Consider the following 17,484-nt stretch of genomic DNA (forward strand, 5'->3'; position numbering starts at 1 on the left):
GCGCTCAGTCCTGGTGGGGGGCGAAGTTCCGGAGGCGGAGGCTGTTCGTCACGACGAGCACGCTCGACAGCGCCATCGCGGCGGCCGCGATGAGCGGGTTGAGCAGGCCGGACGCGGCCAGCGGGATCGCGGCGATGTTGTAGCCGAACGCCCACACGAGGTTGCCGCGGATCGTGCCGAGCATCTTCCGCGCGAGCGCGACGGCGTCCGGCACCGCGCGGAGGTCGTCGCGGACGAGGATCACGTCCGCGGACTTCATCGCGACGTCCGTGCCGGTCACGATCGCCATGCCGAGGTCGGCGGAGGCGAGCGCCGCCGCGTCGTTGATGCCGTCGCCGACCATCGCGACCTTCCGGCCCTGCCGCTGCAGGTCCGCGACCACCGCGGCCTTGTCGGCCGGGAGGACCTCGGCGATCGTCTCGTCGACGCCGAGCGAGGCGCCCACCGCCGCGGCGGCGCGCGTCGTGTCGCCCGTCAGCAGCACGGTCCGCAGGCCCATCGCCTGGAGCTGCGCGATCGCCTCCCGCGCCGTCGGCTTCACGTCGTCCGCGAGGCCGAGCACGCCGGCCGCCGCGCCGTCGACGGCGAGGAGGACCAGGGTGCGGCCCGCGTCCTCGAGCTGCGCGACGTCCGCCTCGAGGGCATCCGGCAGCGCGACGCCCTGCTCCACGAGCAGACGGCGGTTCCCGGCGAGCACCCGGCGGCCGCCGACCGTGCCCGCGGCGCCGAGGCCGCTCAGCGCCTCGAAGCCCTCGACCGGGTCCGGCCGGCCGAGCTCCGCGGCGGCGGCGCCGGAGACCGCGCGGCCGATCGCGTGCTCCGACGACTGCTCGAGCGCACCCGCGAGGCCGAGGAGGTCCTCCCGCGTCCAGCCCGCCAGCGGCCGGACCTCGGCGACGGTGAAGGCGCCGGTCGTGACCGTGCCGGTCTTGTCGAGGACGACGGTGTCGATCCGGCCGCTCGCCTCCAGGGCGTCCTGCCCCTTGACGAGGATGCCGAGCTGCCCGCCGCGGCCGACGCCGACCATGAGCGCGGTCGGCGTCGCGAGCCCGAGCGCGCACGGGCAGGCGATGATCAGGACGGCGATGCCGATGCCGATCGCCGCGCCGAGCGGGGCGCCGGCGAGCAGCCAGCCGGCCGTGACGAGCACCGCGAGCGCGATGACGGCCGGGATGAAGACGCGGCTGATCCGGTCGACGAGCTTCGTGACGCCGGCCTTGCGGCGCTGCGCCTCGTCCGCGATCGCCGCGAGCTGCGCGAGCCGGGTGTGCTGCCCGACCCGCTCCGCGACGATCGTGAGCGCACCGGCGCCGTTCACCGTGCCGGCCGCGACGGCGGAGCCCGGCTCCACCTCGACGGGCGCGGTCTCGCCGGTCATCGTGCTCGTGTCGACGGACGACCGGCCCGCCTCCACGACGCCGTCCACGGGGACCGCGGTGCCGGGGCGGACGATCAGCACGTCGCCCGGCCGGACCTGGCCGGCCGGCACCTCCACGTCGCCCTCCGGCGTGCGGAGGACGACGGTGCGGGACGCGAGGCCGGAGATCGCGTGGAGGACGTCGCCCGCGCGGCGGCGGGAGCGCGTCTCGAAGTACCGGCCGCCGAGCTGGAACGTCACCATGCCGGCCGCGACGTCGAGGTAGATCGCGTCCGCGCCCGGCGGCGTCGGGCCGAACCCGATCCAGTAGCCGGCCGCCGACGGGCCGCCGACGAGCACGACGAGCGCCCAGACGAACGACACGATCGCGCCGAGGGACACGAGCGTGTCCATGCTGAGCGAGCCCGAGCGGAGGTTCCGGAACGTCGCGCGGTGGAAGGGCCATGCGGCCCAGGTGACGATCGGCACGGCGAGCAGCACGCAGACGAGCTGCCAGCCGGGGAAGCGCCACGCGGGCACGAGCGCGAGCAGGATCGTGAGGTCGCAGAGCGGCACGCTGAGCAGCGCCGAGACGGCGAGCCGGCGGCGGAGGGAGTCGATCCGGTCGCTCGTCGCGCGGCGCGACCACTCGTCGTCGCCGGGCGTGTGCAGGGCGGCCCTGTACCCGGCCTTCTCGACCGCCGCGATGCCGGCGGCCGTGTCGCCGCCGAGCCCGACGACGGTCGCGCGCTCGGTGGCGAAGTTCACGCTCGCGGTGACGCCGTCCAGCCTCCCCAGCTTGCGCTCGATGCGGGTCGCGCAGGCGGAGCAGGTCATGCCCGCGATGTCGAGCTCGACGACGTCGTCCAGGGGTTCGACCGTCGGCCGGTCCGTCAGCACGGCGTCGGTCCGAGCCACATCCGCCTCCAAGCGTCGGGGTGCGATCTACGAATTGTAGAATCTCGGGGCTCGACCGGCCGCGCGACGAGAGGGATCCATGACCACGGAGACCGCCGTCGCCGCCGCGCCCGCGGGGGAGACGCCGCAGCGGCGCGCAGCGCGCGGCCGCATCGACCCGCTCCTCGCCGCCGCCGCGCTGCTGCCGGTCGCGGCCGTCGCGGTCGCCGTCGTGCTGCTCGGTTCCGCGCCGTACCGGGTGCTCGGGCCGAACGTCCCGGACCTCGGCACGTCGCTCACCACCGCCGTGCTGCAGGGGATCGCCGGGGTGGCGGCCGCCGCGTGCGCCGGGGGCCTGGCCTACGGCGTGCTCGCGCGGCAGCGCGCGGGCGAACGCCGGCTGGTCGTCGACTGGTTCGGCGACGCCCGGCTCGCTGCGGTGTCCGCGGGCGTGTGGGCGGTCGCCGCCGCGGCGCTCGTGGCCGCCGACGCCGCCGACGCGGGCGGCCAGTCGCTGTCCCGCCTGCTCGTGCCCGGCGCCCCGGGCTACCTCTTCTCCTACTCCTACGTGCCGACCGCCTGGCTCGTGACCGCGCTGCTCGCCGCGGCGATCGCCGTCACGGCCTTCCTCGCGCGGACCTGGCAGACGCACGCGGCGCTGCTCGGCGTCGCCCTCGTCGCCGTGCTCCCGCCGGTCGTCGTCACCCAGGTGCTCGTCGGCCCGAACCACGACTTCGGCAGCGACGCGGCGATCGTCGGCACGCCGGCCGCCGCGGTGCTGCTCGGCCTCATCGGGGTCGCGCGGCTGCGGACGGTCGCCGGCCCGCTGCCCGGGCTCGTGTCCCTCCGGCGCACCTGGGTGCTCCTCGGCCTCGCGTGGGCCGCGACCACGGCCACGGAGGTCGTGATCGCGCTCTTCGAGCTGTGGAGCTCGCCGTTCCTCGGGTCCGCCACCGCGTGGCTGTTCCTCGTGCGGTTCGTGCTGCTCGCCGCCCTCGCGCCGCTGATCGCGCAGGGCCTCCGCGCCTCCCGCGGCGCGACGGACCTCGCGGCCGTCCGGCGGACCTCCGCGCGGCTGGTGCGGATCGCGCTGCTGCCCGCGGCGCTGCTGCTCGGCGTCGCGCTGATCATGGCGCGCATCCCGCCGCCCCAGTACTTCGTGCCGACCTCGGTGAACCAGACGTACTTCGGGTACGACCTGGAGTCCGCCCCGACCCTGGCCGTGATGCTGTTCGACTGGCGGCCGAACCTCCTGTTCCTGCTCGTCTCGGTCGTCGGGGCGGGGCTCTACGTCGCGGGCGTCGTCGTGCTGCGACGCCGCGGGGACGCGTGGCCGGTCGGCCGGACGGTCGCGTGGGTGCTCGGCTGGACGGTCGTCGTGCTCACGACCTCCAGCGGGCTGGGCCGGTACTCGAGCGCCGTGTTCAGCCTCCACATGATCCTGCACATGGCGCTGAACATGCTCGGCCCGCTGCTGCTCGTGCTCGGCGGCCCGATCACGCTGGCGCTCCGCGCGCTGCCGGCGCACGGCCGGTCCGCGGCCGCCGGGGTGCGGGAGTGGATCGCGGCGATGCTCGCGTGGCGCGTCACGCACGTGCTCTTCAACCCGCTGTTCGTGTTCATCCGGTTCATCGGCGCGTACTACGTGCTCTACTTCACGCCGATCTTCGACTTCGCCCTCCGCTACCACTGGGCGCACCAGCTGATGAACGCGGAGTTCCTCGTCGTCGGCGTGATGTTCTACGGCCTCGTGATCGGCGTGGACGCGCCACCGCGGCCGATCCCGCACATCGGCAAGCTCGGGATGGTGCTCGCCGCGATGCCGTTCCACGCCTTCTTCGGCGTCGCGGTGATGACGAGCAAGGATGTGATCGCCGGCGACTTCTACCGGTACATCAGCGAACCGTGGGCGGGGAACCTGCTCGCCGACCAGGCGACCGGCGGGGGCATCGCCTGGGGCGCCGGCGAGCTGCCGCTCGTGATCGTCATCGTGGCGCTCGTCACGCAGTGGGCGCGGCAGGACGGCCGCGTCGCCGCGCGCACGGACCGGCACCTCGACCAGGGCACGGACGACAGCTTCGAGGCGTACAACGCGATGCTGGCGAAGCTCCAGTCCCGGGACCGCGAGCCCGCCTCCGCCGCTCCGGGCGCCGCCGCCGCGCCCGCCGCCGCTCCGGAACGCGACGCCTGATCCGATCCCCTCCCGGGGCGCCGCGCTTCCGAACCCCGTCATCGGCGGCCGTTAGAGTCGCGGGACCGAGGGGAGCGCGGTGCCGACTGCGGAGGCGATGACGTCGGCGGCGACGAAGCCGCCCGAGCGCCGCCTCCTCCGCCTGCTCGGGCCCGCGTTCGTCGCGGCCATCGCCTACGTCGACCCGGGGAACGTCGCGGCGAACCTCTCGGCCGGCGCCCGGTACCAGTACCTGCTCGTCTGGGTGCTCGTGGCCGCGAACGCCACGGCCGTCGTGGTGCAGTACCTGTCAGCGAAACTCGGCGTCGTCACCGGCCGCACCCTGCCGGAGCTGCTCGGCGACCGCCTCCCGCGCGGTGGCCGGCTCGCCTTCTGGGCGCAGGCGGAGCTCGTCGCCGCCGCGACCGACCTCGCGGAGATCATCGGCGGCGCGATCGCCCTCCAGATCCTGTTCGGCGTCCCGCTGCTGCCGGGCGGCGTGCTCGTCGGCGCGATCTCACTCGCGATCCTCGCGATCCAGTCCGTGCGGGGGCAGCGGACGTTCGAGGCCGTCGTCATCGCGCTGCTGGCGGTGATCACCGTCGGTTTCGTCGCGGGCGTCGTCGTCAGCCCGGTGGACTGGGGCGCGGCCGCGGAGGGCCTCGTGCCCCGGTTCCGCGACTCGGGCTCGGTGCTCATCGCGGCGAGCATGCTCGGCGCGACGGTGATGCCGCACGCGATCTACCTCCACTCGGCGCTCGCGCGCGACCGCCACGGGACCTCCGCGGACCCCGCCCGCATCCGCACGCTGCTGCGGGCGACCCGCCTCGACGTCGTCCTCGCCCTGGTCATCGCCGGGTCGGTGAACATCGCGATGCTGCTGCTCGCGGCCTCGTCGCTCGCCGGCGTCGAGGGCACGGAGACGATCGAGGGCGCGCACGCCGCGATCGGCGCGGCGCTCGGCCCGGTCGTCGCCGCGGTGTTCGGGGTCGGCCTGCTCGCGTCCGGCCTCGCGTCGACCTCCGTCGGCGCCTACGCGGGCGCGACGATCATGGCCGGCCTGCTGCACGTGTCGGTGCCGCTCGTCGTGCGCCGGATCGTGACCCTGATCCCGGCGCTCGTCATCCTCGGGATCGGCGTCGACCCGACCCTCGCGCTCGTGCTCAGCCAGGTCGCGCTGTCGATCGGCATCCCGTTCGCGCTCATCCCGCTCGCCGTGCTCACGAGCCGGCGCGCCGTGATGGGCGACCTGGTGAATCCGATCCCGCTGCGCGTCGTCGCGGTGGTCGTCAGCGTCCTCATCGTGACGCTGAACGTCACCCTCCTGGTCCTCACCGTCTCCGGCTGAGTTGCACGGATCAGGACCGATGCGCCGACACGCCGTCCTCCGGCGCTGTGGCGCGGCGTGTCGCCGAATTCGTCCTGATCCGTGAAAACCGGGTCAGCGGTGGGGGAGGACCGCGGCCAGGCGGGCGGCGCGGGTCGAGGCGAAGACGTCCTCGAGCGGCATCGGGACGCCGTCCGGGCCGGCGAGGGGGACGCGCCAGTTCGGGTACTCGTCGAGCGTGCCCGGCTGGTTCTGCGTCCGCCGGTCGCCGACGAGGTCGACGAGGGCGGCGCTCACGAGCCGCGCCGGCGTGAGCCCGAGGTACCGGTGGAGGGCGAGCACGGTCGCCTCCTCATCCGCCCCCTCGGGGAGCAGCCCGCGCGAGCGGACCTCGTCGAGCCACACGCGCTGCTCCGCCCGGTCGGCCTCGAGCTCCTCCTCGACTGGGCGGGTCAGCAGCCCGAGCTCCGCCCGCAGCCGCACGTGCGCCCCCTCCAGGTACCCGGCGGTCGGCGGCAGGTCGTGCGTCGTCACGGACGCGAGGCACTGCTCGCGCCAGCGCTCGGCTGGCAGCGCCCCGCCGTCCGCGGTCTCGAACCAGAGGATGGAGGTGCCGAGGATCCCGCGGGACGCGAAGTACTCCCGGGCCGACGGGTCGACGACGCCGAGGTCCTCCCCGACGACGACCGCCTGGGCCCGCACGGCCTCGAGCGCGAGGACGCCGATCAGCGCCTCGTGGTCGTAGTAGACGTACGCGCCCCGGTCGGCCTCCTGCCCCTCCGGCACCCACCAGAGGCGGAACAGGCCGATGATGTGGTCGACCCGGACGCCGCCCGCGTGCCGCAGCACCGCGCGGATCAGGTCGCGGAACGGGGCGTATGCGGAGGCCTCCAGCGCGTCCGGCCGCCACGGCGGCTGCAGCCAGTTCTGGCCGAGCTGGTTGAACGGGTCCGGCGGGGCGCCGACCGCGACGCCGCGGGCGTAGGCGGCGCCGAGCCGCCACGCGTCCGCGCCGCCCGGGTGCACGCCGACGGCGAGGTCGTGCATCACCCCGACGCCCATGCCCGTCGTCAGCGCCTTCTCCTGCGCGTGCGCGAGCTGCTCGTCGAGCAGCCACTGCAGCCAGCACGTGAAGTCGATCTCCTCCGCGTGCTCCTCCGCGAACGCGACCACCGCGGGAGATGCGGGGGAGCGGAGGTCCTCCGGCCAGGTGCGGGCGTCGTTCCCGTGCACCTCGGCGAGCACGCTCCAGGTCGCGAAGTCGGTGAGCGCGACGCCCTCCCGGCGGCGGAACGCGGCGAGGTCGAGCTCGCGGCCCGCGCTCCGCGGCACCGCGAAGAGCAGGCGCAGCGCCTCCCGCTTCGCGGCCCACGCGGCGTCCCGGTCGATGCGGTCGCCGCTCGCCCGCTCGCGCACCCGCCGGGCGAGCACCGCGAACCGAGCGCGGGCCCGGGAGGGCAGCGCGGCGATCTCCGGCACCGCCTCGACGCGCAGGTACAGCGGGTTGAAGAACCGGCGGGAGGACGGGAGGTACGGGGACGGCTCGAGCGGCGGCACCGGCTCCGCGGCGTGCAGCGGGTTGACGAGCACGGAGTCCGCACCGAGGTCGGCACCGGCCCAGACCGCGAGGTCGGTGAGGTCCGTCAGATCGCCGACGCCCCACGATCCGGCCGAGCGGACGCTGTAGAGCTGCGCGGCGAGGACCCAGCCGCGCCGGTCGCCCATCCGCTCCGGCAGCCCGACGCGGGCGGGCGTGACGACGAGCGGCGCCGCAGCGGTCGTGTCGCCGGAGCTGGCGACGAGCCGGTGGTAGCCGAGGGGCAGGTCGCCGGGGATGCGGAACGTCGCCTCGCCGACGCGCCGGCCGTCGACCTCCCGCGGCTCGACCCACTGGTCGACCTGCTCGAGGTCGCGACGGCCGCCGAGCTCCAGCTCGACCGCGAGCGCCGCCGGTGCGCCGTCCGGGACGTGCACCCAGACGAGCCGGTCGACGCCCTGCACCGCAGTCGTGCAGGCGGGCAGCGTCCGCCGCCAGGGCGCGTCCCACGCGTCCTGCAGCGCGGCGGCCGGGTCGGCCGGGTCGACCCCGAGCGCCCGCAGCACCGCGGTGAGCGTCTCCGCGGACACCGCCTGCGTGACGCCCTTCCAGTCCGTGAAGGAGGTGGACACGCGGTGGGCGTGCGCGAGGTCGACGAGGGGCTGGTCCGGCAGCGTCACGCGCCGATTCTCGCCCGCCCTCCTGGGTCTGGACGGGGTCCGGACGGCGCTCAGCCGCGCCGCGGAACAGTAGGCGCATGAGCCTGCCCCGTTCGACCCCGTCCGCCCAGGGCGTCGCCGCCTCCGGTGTCGCCGCCTTCGTCGACGCGCTGGAGGCGTTGCCCGGCGTCGACCCGCACGGGCTGATGGTCGTCCGGCACGGGCGGGTCGTGGCGGAGGGCTGGTGGGCGCCGTACTCGCCGGACCGCCTCCACCTGCTCTACTCGCTGAGCAAGACGTTCCTCTCGACGGCGGTCGGCTTCGCCGTGGAGGAGGGGCTGCTCTCGCTCGACGACGCCGTCGCCGACCACTTCCCGGAGTTCCGCGACGAGCTGCCCGAGGCGAGCCGGCGCATCCTCGTCCGTCACGCGCTCGCGATGGCGTCCGGGCACGCCGCGGAGATGGTCGACGTCGCCCTCCGCACCGACCCGGTCGAGCCCGTCCGGGGCTTCCTCCTCCACGCGCCCGAGCACGAGCCCGCCACCTGGTTCGCGTACAACCAGCCGGCGAACTACACGGTCGCCGCGATCCTGCAGCGCGCGGCCGGCACCGACCTCGTGTCCTACCTCCGACCCCGGCTCCTCGACCCGCTCGGCGTCCCGCCGGTGAGCTGGCAGGAGTACCCGGCCGGGCGCGCGCTCGGCTTCTCCGGTCTCCACGCGACGACGGAGACGATCGCGCAGCTCGGTCTCCTCCACCTGCGGGACGGGGTGTGGGAGGGGCGGCAGCTGCTGCCCGAGGGCTGGGCGGCGGAGGTCCGCACCAAGCGCGTCGACACCGACCGCGAGGCGAACCCGGACTGGGCGCAGGGCTACGGCTACCAGGTGTGGATGGCCCGGCACGGCTACCGCGGCGACGGCGCCTACGGTCAGTACTGCCTGATCCTCCCGGAGCAGGACGCGGTGATCGCCCTGAACTCCGCCGAGGTCGACATGCAGGCGGTGCTCGACGCGGTGTGGGAGCACCTGCTGCCCGCGCTCGACGCGCAGGCGGAGGGCGAGGAGGCCGACGCCGCGCTCGCCGACCGGCTCGGCCGCCTCGTGCTGCCGCCGAGCTCCGGCGCCGCGGAGCCGACCGGGACGGTGCCCGACCGCTGGGAGGGCCCCGGGCTCACGGCCGAGCGCACCGGCGACGGCGTCGTGCTGCGGGACCCGGCGACCGCCGTCGCGCTGCCGGTCGGCGCGCCCGGCTGGACCGTCGTCGACGACGGGGAGGGACCCGCGGTCGCGGTCTCCGGCGGCTGGGACGGCGACGTGCTGCGCCTCGACCTCGCGTTCCTGGAGAGCCCGCACCGCCTCGCGGTCGATCTCCTGCCCGACGGCGCGCTCGTATCGCAGTGGGCGACCACGCCGCTCGACTTCCAGCCCGGCGCCACGGTCCTCGACCAGCGCGCACCCCGGCCGCTGCACTGATCGGGGGAGGCCGTGCCGCCTCCTACGCTGGCGGGATGGCGCTCCCTCCCATCGCCGTCCTCGGCGGCGGCAACCTCGGTTCCGCGATCCTGACCGGGCTGGTCGACGCCGGCGTGCGCGACCTCCGGGTCACGACCCGCTCGGCGGCGACCGCGGCGCGGTACGACGGCGGACCGGTCCGCGCGGTGGCGCTCGAGGACGATCCGAGCGCGAACGCGGCGGCCGTCGACGGCGCGGGGATCGTGATCTCCGGCGTCAAGCCGGCCGGGACCGCGGAGCTGCTGCGCACGATCGGCCCCGCGCTCGCCCCGGACGCCGTCGTCGTGAGCCTGGCGGTCGGGACGCCGATCGCGCCGCTCGAGGCGGCGCTGCCGGCCGGCGCGCAGGTCGTCCGGGCGATGCCGAACACCCCGGTGCGCGTGCGGCAGGGGGTCACGGGCCTCGCGCGGGGCGGCGCCGTGACCGACGCCGGGTTCGCGGCGGTGCAGGAGGCGTTCGGGCTGCTCGGCGAGGTCGTCGTGCTCGACGACGAGCGGATCGACCGCATCTCGACGATCTCCGGCAGCGGACCGGCCTACGTCTACCTGCTGCTCGAGCGGTTCGCGGACGCCGCGGTCGGGCTCGGGTTCGAGCGCGGCGACGCCGAGCGCACGGTCGCGCAGACCTTCGCGGGCGCGCTCGCCCTGCTCGGCGCGTCGGGGGAGTCGCCCGCCGACCTGCGCCGCGCGGTGACGAGCCCGGGCGGCACGACCGCGGTCGCCGTCGCCGTCTTCGAGCAGGACGGCGCGCTCGGCCGGCTCATCGAGGACGCGCTCGCCGGCGCCCTGCGCCGAGCGGAGGAGCTCGCCGCCCGCTGACGTCCTCCGGAGGTGCACGGATGCGGGTCGGATCTCCGTATCGGTGAACCCCGCCTACGTCGCGCCCTGGGGCGGGTCGAGGAGCAGGCCGACGCGCTCGTCGAGGTAGGGGCCCAGGTCCCGCGCCGCGTCGTCGCTCGCCGAGACGCTCCACCGCACGCGCACCCGGCCGTCGCGGAGGAACAGCGGTCCGGCCGAGCCCGTGAGCGCCTCCGGCGTCAGCGGCAGCACCGGGGCGTCGTAGTGCACCGTCGCCCCCTGCGGGAACGGACCGCGGAAGGCCGCGTCCCGGATCTGCCGCCGCGCCTCCGTGGAGGCCGCCATGTGCCCCGGGTGCCCCGGCGGCACCGCTCGCGTCACGGCGCCCGTCGCGCGCACGGTGCCGTCCGCGGACAGCAGCAGCACCCCGAGCCGCCATGCGCGGCCGACCGGCCGCAGCTTCGCCGGGCGCGGGATCCCGAACCGTCGGCCGGCCGGGACGAGCTCCGCGACCGCGTCCTCCGGCAGCGCCGCGAGGCGCTCGGCGGCCTGCGCGAAGCGCTCCCGTGCGGCCTCGACCGCCTCCGCATCCGTCACGCCGGGAGCGTAGGCCCCACCACTGGGGGTACGCAGGCGCGCACTCCGTCAGGCGCCCTGCTCCGAATCCCGGAGCACGACCAGCAGCATGAGGACGTCGTCCGGTGACCTCCGGGCGCGTCCCCGACGGACCGATCCCGAACGGAGTATGCGTGCGCCACAGCAAGCATCGGCACCTCGAGCAGGAGGAGGTGCTGACCGCCGCGGTCGGCGTCGCCTTCGACCTGGGCCTCCACGCCGTCACGACCGCGAACGTCGCCGCGCGCCTCGCGGTGCCGGAGCGCTCCATCGGTTCGGCCTGGCCCGACGGCGACGAGCTGGTGGCCACGACGTTCTCGCGGATCGTCGCCGCGGAGCTCGCCGAGGTGAAGCGGGAGGTGCTCGCGAACCCGTCCCCGGTGCAGCAGCTCTCCGTGCTCCTCGACACCCTCGCGGAGCCCGTCCGCGTCGACGTCGACTCCGTCTGGCTCGAGTCCTGGAGCCTCGGCCGCCGCAACCCGGCGCTCGGCGACGCCGTGCGGGCGGAGGAGGGCGCGTGGCACGCCTTCGTCGCCGCCGTCGTCCGCCGCGGCGTGAAGTCGGGCGACTGGTTCGACGTCGACCCCGACGAGGTCGCCGCGCACCTGCTCGCCGTCATCGACGGCGTGAACGCCTACTCCCTGGTCGGGTACCACACCGACCTCGACCGCCTCCGCCTCCTGCACGCGGTCGCCCGCACGCACCTCGGCGCGCAGTTCGACCCCGCCTCGGTGCCGGTCAGCACCGCCTGATCCGGACGCGGCAGGCTGGGCGGGTGCTCGCCCGCTTCCTCGACCTGCTCGCGGACCTCCGCGCGGTCACGCCCCCGGACGCGGAGTTCCTCTACGACGAGGCGACGCCGGAGGGCGCGCTGCGCCTCGGCAACCTCCGGCGCTACCTCGAGCTCGCCGCCGGTGCGACGACCCTGCTCGTCGGCGAGGCGCCGGGCTGGCGAGGCGCGACGATCACCGGCGTGCCCTTCATGAGCGTGCGCGAGCTGACGGCGCGACCCGGCCTGCTGACCGGCGAGCCGGACGGCGACGGCTTCACCGCGCCGCCGGATCCCGCCGCGGCGTGGGAGCTGTCCGCCTCCATCGTGCAGAAGGCGTGCCGCAGCTGGCCCGTCCAGCCCCTGCACTGGCCCGTCTACCCGAACCACCCGTTCCGCGCGCCCGACCGGGCGACGAACCGCGCGCCGCGGGTGCCGGAGGTGCTCGCCGGGGCGCCGCTCGCGGTCGAGCTCGTGCGGGCGCTCGACATCCGCCGCGTCGTCGCGGTCGGCCGGAAGGCCGAGCACGCGCTCGCGGCGGCCGGGATCGCGGCGACCGCGGTGCGGCACCCGGCGCAGGGCGGTGCGGCCCTGTTCGCGGCGCAGATGGCGGCGCTCGGCCGGGAGCCGGTGTGACCGCGTCGGAGCGCCTCGCCGCGCTCGACGCGGCCCTCGCCGTGCTCGCCTGCCCGGTCTGCCTCCGCCCGCTCGAGCGCGACGGCGGAGCCCTGCGCTGCGGCGCCGGGCACGCGTTCGACGTCGCGCGGCAGGGCTACGCGGCGCTCGCGACGGGGTCTGCGGTGCCGGGGGACACCGCGCCCATGGTCCGGGCGCGCGCGGACTTCCTCGCGGCCGGCCACTACGCGCGGGTGGCCGCCGCGGTCGCCGCAGCGGTGCCGGACGAGGCGCGCTGGGTCGCGGACCTCGCCTCCGGTCCCGGCACGTACCTCGCGGCGGTGCTCGACGCCCGTCCCGCCGCCCGCGGCGTCGCGCTCGACGCGTCCGCGCCCGCGATCCGGCTCGCGGCGGCCGCGCACCCGCGCGCGGCCGCGGCGACGGCCGACCTCCGCAGCCGCGTCCCGCTCGCGGACGGCTCGATCGACGCCGCGCTCATCGTGTTCGGGCCGCGCGACGGCGCCGAGCTCGACCGCGTGCTCGCGCCTGGCGGCACGGCCGTCGTCGTCGTGCCCGAGCCGGAGCACCTCGCGGCCCTGCGGGAGCCCTTCGGCACGCTCGGCGTCGCGCCCGACAAGGAGCAGCGCCTGCTCGACCGCATGCGTCCGCTGCGCCTGGTCGCCGAGGAACGCCTCCGCTCCGCCGCCGTGCTGCCGCCCGACGACCTGGCGCGGGTCGTGCTGATGGGGCCGAACGGCCACCACCTCGACCACGACGACGTGCGCGCGACGGCGGCGGCGCTCGGGCCGCTCGAGGTGGAGGTCTCGGTCCGCGTCGCCCGCTTCGCCCGCTGAGCGCCCAGTCGGCGGCCTCTAGCATCGCCGCGATGAGCGAGCCGGACGAGCACCCCGCGGAGCCGCGCCCGGGCGGGTACGCGGCGCTCCGGGGCTACGCGGCGATCGGGGACAGCCGCACGGTCGCGCTGATCGCCCGCGACGGCCGGATCGACTGGCTGCCGGTGCCCTCGCTCGACGCGCGGCCGATGTTCGCGGCGATCCTCGACGAGGAGCGGGGCGGCCGCTTCGAGCTGCAGCCGGACGAGCCGTTCAGCGCGACGCGGCGCTACGTCGAGGGCACGAACGTGCTCGTCACCCGCTTCACCGCCGCGAGCGGCGTCGTGGAGGTCACGGACGCGCTCGTCACGGGCATCGCCGGCCGCCTGCCGTGGATGCAGCTCGTCCGCCGGATCGACGGCGTCGAGGGCGCCGTGCCCATGCGCTGGATCGTCGCGCCCGGCAACGTCCTCGGCGACTACGACGTCCGGCGGTTCGACACCGGGACCGTGCCGCTGATCCGCGCCGGCGCGACGAACATCACGCTGACCGGCTCCGACGTCGGCCGGGAGGACCCCGTCCACCCCGGGAACGGGCCGGCGACCGACTGGGGCGCCGACTTCCGCGGCGCGTTCACGACGGGCGCCGGGTCGCGGCACGTCCTCTGCCTCTCCGGCACGGAGGACGAGCCCGTCCGGGCGCCGGACCCCGAGATCGCCGACCGCTCGGTGGAGCGCACGATCGAGGGCTGGCAGACGTGGTCGTCCGCGTTCGACTGGGACGGGCCGTGGCCCGATCAGGTGCTGCGGAGCACGCTCGCGCTGAAGCTCCTCCTGTACAGCCCCACCGGCTCGATCGCCGCGGCGGCGACCACCTCCCTCCCGGAGGACCGCGACGGCGGCAAAAACTGGGACTACCGCTTCGCCTGGGTGCGGGACCTCGCGTACACGGTCGACGCGTTCCTCCGCTTCGGGCTGCGCGAGGAGCCGCACGCGGCCGTGTCCTGGATGCTGCGGGCGCTGAAGAACAACACGGACGACGGCATGGCGGTGTTCCTCTCCCTCGAGGGCGAGCCGACCGACGGCGTCCACGAGCGGCCCGCCGCCGGCTGGTGCGGCATCGGCCCCGTCGTGGCCGGGAACGCCGCGAGCGGGCAGCTGCAGCTCGGGATCTACGCGGACCTGATCGCGCTGATGCGGTCGTACACGGCGGACGGCAACCTGCTCGACGCGAGCTCGAGCGACCTCCTCGTCCGGCTCGCCGACGCGGCCTGCGTGCAGTGGCGGAAGAAGGACTCGGGCATGTGGGAGCTGCCGGAGGTGCGGCACTACGTCTCGAGCAAGATGGGCTGCTGGCAGGCGCTCGACGCGGCCTGCTCCCTGCACGACATGGGATTCGTGCTGCCGCCGAAGGGCACCCGCGAGCGCTGGGAGAAGAACAAGCGGCTGATCCGGACGTGGATCGACAAGCACGGCTGGGACGAGCGCCGCGGCGCGTACCGGATGGCGAAGGGGAGCGGGGCGCTCGACGCCTCCGTCCTCCTCCACACGGTCAGCGGGTACGACCGCGGCGAGCGGATGTCGCGCACGATCGACGCGCTGCGGGAGGAGCTCGGGCGCGGACCGCTGCTCTACCGCTACTCCGGGATGGAGCGGGAGGAGGGCACGTTCCTCGCCTGCGCGTTCTGGACCGCGTCCGCGCTCGCCTGCGTCGGCCGGGTCGAGGAGGCGACGGCGCTGATGGACGAGCTCGTCACCCTCCCGAACGACGTCGGGATCATGGCGGAGATGGTGGAGGAGGGGTCCGGCGAGTTCCTCGGCAACCTCCCGCAGGCGCTGAGCCACCTCGCGCTCGTCCAGGCCGCGAGCGTCATCCGCGACCTCACCTGACGTTTCACCGATCAGGACGATCCGGCCGACACGCCGTGCGTCCGCGCCGCGCGGTCGGCGTGTCGCCGCGTTCGTCCTGATCCGTGAAAGCTCAGCGGCGGAGGAGGGCGGCCGCCTCGAGGACGCGGTCGACCGACTCGTGCTCGCCGATCGAGATCCGGAGGCCGGAACCCGGGAACGCGCGGACGACGACGCCGTGCTCGTGGAAGACGTCGTCCGCCGCGGCGGACCGCTCGCCGAGCTCGAGCCACACGAAGTTCCCCTGCGCGTCCGGCACGGTGAACCCGAGGTCGCGGAGACCGGCGACGAGGCGGGTCCTCGAGCCGACGATGTCCTCCACGCGGGCGAACAGGAGGTCCTCGTGGTCGAGCGCGACGAGCCCGGCGAGCTGCGCCTGCCCCGTGACGGACAGGGGGATCGCGACCGCGCGGGCCGCGTCGAGGATGTGCTCCGGGCCGACCGCGTACCCGAGCCGCAGGCCGGCGAGGCCCCACGCCTTCGAGAACGTGCGGAGAAGGACGAGGTTCGGGTACCGGCCGATCAGCGTCGACCCGTCGACGGCCTCGGGGTCGCGGACGAACTCGAAGTACGCCTCGTCGAGCAGCACGAGCAGGTCGGACGGCACCTGCGCCATGAACCGCGCGAACGCGTCCGCGGTCACGATCGGCCCGGTCGGGTTGTTCGGCGTGCAGACGATCACGGCGCGGGTGCGGTCCGTGATCGCGGCGGCCATCGCGTCGAGGTCGTGCGTCGCGCCGGGACCGAGCGGCACCTGCACGCTCCTGCCGCCCGCGACCGTGACGAGGCCGGGATAGGCCTCGAACGACCGCCAGGCGTACACGACCTCGCTGCCCGGCTCGCAGACCGCGAGCAGGAACTGGCTCAGCAGCGCCACGGACCCGGCGCCGAGGTGGACCTCCTGCGCGGTCACGCCGAAGCGGTCGCCGAGCTTCGCGCGCAGCGCCGGCCCGGTCGCGTCCGGGTACCGGTTCACCTCCGCGCGGGCGACCGCTTCGACGATCTCGACGAGCGGCGTGAACGGGTTCTCGTTCGAGGAGAGCTTGTACCCGTCGGCGACCGCCTGCCGGCCCTGCTTGTACGCGGGCAGCGCGGCGATCTCCGGGCGCATCCGGACGGGGGAGTCGGCCATGCCGCCCAGGGTATTGGGCCGGGCGCGCCTCCTAGGCTCGGGGGATGCACGCCGACGCCGTCTCCATCCCCGTCGACACCGCCTCCGCCGCGCTGCTCGCCGAGCGCGGCCTCCGGATGGCGGTGGTCGACGCCGCCGATCAGCAGGCGTGGCACGACTGGGTCGCCGCGGACGCGCGCGGGTTCCACGACAAGGCGCCCTCCGGCGCCTTCCTGGAGGACCTCGCCGGTGACGTCCCGCTCGAGCGCGCCGTCGGCGTCTACGACGAGACGGTCGCCGAGCCCCGCATCCCGGTCGCGACCGTCGTCTCCTGGCCGGCCGCGCTGACCGTGCCGGGCGGCGGGGAGGTCGGCTCCTGGGCGATCAGCGGCGTCACCGTATCGCCCACCCACCGGCGGCGGGGCATCGCCCGAGCGATGCTCGAGTCGGAGCTGCGCGTCGCGGTCGCCGGCGGAGCGCCGCTCGCGATCCTCACCGTGTCCGAGGCGACGATCTACACCAGGTACGGCTTCGGCCCCGCCACCTGGTCGACGGACTTCACGATCGACGCGCGCCGGGCGGGCTGGGTCGGCGCGGCGACGCCGGGTCGCGTCCAGTTCGTCGGGCGGGACGGGGCGATGGCGACCGCCCGGACGCTCTTCGAGGAGGCCCGGCGCGGCACGGTCGGCGACGTCGAGATCGTCGGGCACCGCTTCACCCGGCTGTTCGGCCTCCCGTCCGATCCGGAGGAGCAGCGGAAGCGCCGCTTCGTCCGGTACGACGACGAGGACGGCACCGCCCGCGGCCTCGTGATCTACCGTCTCGTCGAGGATCCCGCGGACTTCGCCGGCTTCACCGCGGAGGTCCTCCAGCTCGTCGCGACGACGGATGACGCCTACCGCGCGCTCTGGCGGTTCGTGCTCGACCTCGACCTCGTCGGCACGGTGAAGGCGTGGCTCCGCACGGTCGACGAGCCGTTGCGCTGGCTCGTCCGCGACCCGCGGATGATCCGCACCACGGAGCTGCGCGAGCACCTCTGGGTGCGGGTGCTCGACCCGGTCGCGGCGCTCTCCGCCCGCACCTACGGCGGAGCGGGCCGCCTGGGCCTGCGGATCGCGGACCCGCTCGGGCACGCCGACGGCGCGTTCACGATCGAGTCGGACCCGAGCGGCCGCGCGGTCGTGACGGAGGGCGAGCCGGCGGAGGGCCCGCTGCTCGAGGTGCCGATCGACGCGCTCGGCTCGCTCTACCTCGGGGGCGCCTCCGCCGTCGCGCTCGCCGCCGCGGGCCGCCTCCGCGAGCGGGCGCCCAGCGACGCCGCGGTGGCGGACCGGCTGCTGCGCTCGCCGGTGCCGCCCGCGCTCATGACCTGGTTCTGA

Annotated in this window: 13 protein-coding genes; 9 read left to right on the forward strand and 4 right to left on the reverse strand. The window is 75.6% G+C overall.

What is annotated here, in order from left to right:
* Positions 1–4: 4 nt before the first annotated feature.
* Entirely contained in the window at positions 5–2,275 is a 2,271-nt protein-coding gene (locus CLV52_RS05215; RefSeq protein WP_281276049.1) for a heavy metal translocating P-type ATPase, read from the reverse strand.
* A gap of 79 nt (positions 2,276–2,354) precedes the next feature.
* Between CLV52_RS05215 and CLV52_RS05220 the strand changes: the two genes are divergently transcribed.
* Both CLV52_RS05220 and CLV52_RS05225 read left to right on the forward strand, forming a co-directional pair.
* Entirely contained in the window at positions 2,355–4,445 is a 2,091-nt protein-coding gene (locus CLV52_RS05220; RefSeq protein ID WP_133765206.1) for a cytochrome c oxidase assembly protein, read from the forward strand.
* A 97-nt stretch (positions 4,446–4,542) separates the two neighbouring features.
* Positions 4,543–5,772 carry an Nramp family divalent metal transporter gene (locus CLV52_RS05225; protein WP_133765847.1) on the forward strand — a complete coding sequence of 410 codons (1,230 nt, stop codon included), beginning with the start codon at positions 4,543–4,545 and terminating at the stop codon, positions 5,770–5,772.
* A gap of 93 nt (positions 5,773–5,865) precedes the next feature.
* Here the strand turns inward: CLV52_RS05225 and malQ are convergent, their stop codons facing one another.
* Positions 5,866–7,968 carry a 4-alpha-glucanotransferase gene (malQ, locus tag CLV52_RS05230; protein WP_133765207.1) on the reverse strand — a complete coding sequence of 701 codons (2,103 nt, stop codon included), beginning with the start codon at positions 7,966–7,968 and terminating at the stop codon, positions 5,866–5,868.
* A 77-nt stretch (positions 7,969–8,045) separates the two neighbouring features.
* Here malQ and CLV52_RS05235 point away from each other — a divergent pair, with 77 nt between their 5' ends.
* On the forward strand, positions 8,046–9,419 hold the full coding sequence (locus CLV52_RS05235) for a serine hydrolase domain-containing protein (RefSeq protein WP_133765208.1): 1,374 nt from the start codon (positions 8,046–8,048) through the stop codon (positions 9,417–9,419).
* A 35-nt stretch (positions 9,420–9,454) separates the two neighbouring features.
* Positions 9,455–10,276, forward strand: a complete 822-nt coding sequence (gene proC / locus CLV52_RS05240; RefSeq protein WP_133765209.1) for a pyrroline-5-carboxylate reductase — start codon at positions 9,455–9,457, stop codon at positions 10,274–10,276.
* 54 nt (positions 10,277–10,330) lie between these two features.
* On the opposite strand, the gene CLV52_RS05245 is transcribed toward proC, so the two are convergent.
* Positions 10,331–10,852: a hypothetical protein gene (locus CLV52_RS05245; protein ID WP_133765210.1), complete on the reverse strand. Its 522-nt coding sequence runs from the start codon at positions 10,850–10,852 to the stop codon at positions 10,331–10,333.
* Between the two features lie 152 nt (positions 10,853–11,004).
* On the opposite strand from CLV52_RS05245, the gene CLV52_RS05250 reads away from it, so the two are divergent.
* From CLV52_RS05250 to CLV52_RS05265, 4 genes are read left to right on the forward strand one after another with little or no spacing between them, the layout of a single operon-like run.
* A complete protein-coding gene (locus CLV52_RS05250) occupies positions 11,005–11,622 on the forward strand; it encodes a TetR/AcrR family transcriptional regulator (RefSeq protein ID WP_162850719.1) in 618 nt (205 codons plus the stop codon).
* 23 nt (positions 11,623–11,645) lie between these two features.
* Positions 11,646–12,275 (forward strand): uracil-DNA glycosylase family protein, encoded by a 630-nt coding sequence (locus CLV52_RS05255; protein ID WP_133765212.1) that lies wholly within the window; start codon positions 11,646–11,648, stop codon positions 12,273–12,275.
* Positions 12,272–13,108 carry a putative RNA methyltransferase gene (locus tag CLV52_RS05260; RefSeq protein ID WP_133765213.1) on the forward strand — a complete coding sequence of 279 codons (837 nt, stop codon included), beginning with the start codon at positions 12,272–12,274 and terminating at the stop codon, positions 13,106–13,108. The genes CLV52_RS05255 and CLV52_RS05260 overlap by 4 nt, the downstream gene beginning before the upstream one ends.
* 32 nt (positions 13,109–13,140) lie before the next feature.
* Complete coding sequence (locus CLV52_RS05265; protein WP_133765214.1) at positions 13,141–14,976, forward strand: glycoside hydrolase family 15 protein; 1,836 nt, start codon at positions 13,141–13,143, stop codon at positions 14,974–14,976.
* A gap of 91 nt (positions 14,977–15,067) precedes the next feature.
* Here the strand turns inward: CLV52_RS05265 and CLV52_RS05270 are convergent, their stop codons facing one another.
* Entirely contained in the window at positions 15,068–16,126 is a 1,059-nt protein-coding gene (locus CLV52_RS05270; protein ID WP_133765215.1) for a histidinol-phosphate transaminase, read from the reverse strand.
* 44 nt (positions 16,127–16,170) lie between these two features.
* Between CLV52_RS05270 and CLV52_RS05275 the strand changes: the two genes are divergently transcribed.
* Entirely contained in the window at positions 16,171–17,484 is a 1,314-nt protein-coding gene (locus CLV52_RS05275) for a GNAT family N-acetyltransferase (protein ID WP_133765216.1), read from the forward strand.

Source organism: Amnibacterium kyonggiense (genome assembly GCF_004364555.1).
GTDB lineage: Bacteria > Actinomycetota > Actinomycetes > Actinomycetales > Microbacteriaceae > Amnibacterium > Amnibacterium kyonggiense.